Genomic DNA, 584 nt, shown 5'->3' with positions numbered 1-584 from the left:
GACCGGTCCTGCTCGCGGTCGCGCACGGCAGCCGCTCCACCGCCGGGGTGGCCGCGAACCGGGCGCTGCTGCACCGGGTCCGGCTGCTGCGCCCGGGCCTCGACGTCCGCTGCTGCTTCCTGGACCTCGCCCGCCCCGCCCTCCCGGAGGCGCTCGCCGCGCTGGACGGACGGGCCGCGGTGCTGGTCCCGCTGCTGCTCGGCGGTGGCTACCATTTGCGGGTCGACCTGCCCGGGGCGCTCACCGCCGCCGGACTGACCCGCCTTCCGCTCGCCCGGGCGCTCGGCCCCCACCCGCTGCTGGCCGCCGCGCTCGCCGACCGCCTCGCCGCGGCCGGTCGCCCGGCCGGCGCCGGGCCGGTGGTCCTCGCGGCGGCGGGCTCCTCCGACCCGGCCGCCAACGCCGACACCGCGCGGACGGCCGAGCTGCTCGCCGAGCGCCTCGGTGACGGCAGCCCGGTCGTCCCCGCCTACCTGTCCGCCGCCCGCCCGACCCCGCGGGAGGCGGTCGCCGCCCTGCACGCCGCCGGCCACCGCCACGTCGCCGTCGCCACCCATCTGCTCGCCCCCGGCTTCTTCGCCGAC

Annotated in this window: 1 protein-coding gene; it reads left to right on the top strand. The window is 81.2% G+C overall.

Annotation, left to right across the window (positions count from 1 at the left end; all coding sequences use genetic code 11):
- On the top strand, positions 1-584 hold a 584-nt coding region (locus VR45_RS38825), incomplete at both ends, for a CbiX/SirB N-terminal domain-containing protein (RefSeq protein WP_045944670.1).

It is taken from the genome of Streptomyces sp. NRRL S-495, from assembly GCF_000966955.1.
In the GTDB taxonomy this organism is placed as follows: Bacteria; Actinomycetota; Actinomycetes; order Streptomycetales; family Streptomycetaceae; genus Kitasatospora; species Kitasatospora purpeofusca.
Note: the sequence above shows the minus strand (reverse complement) of the source record. Positions and strands in the feature narration are given on the sequence as shown.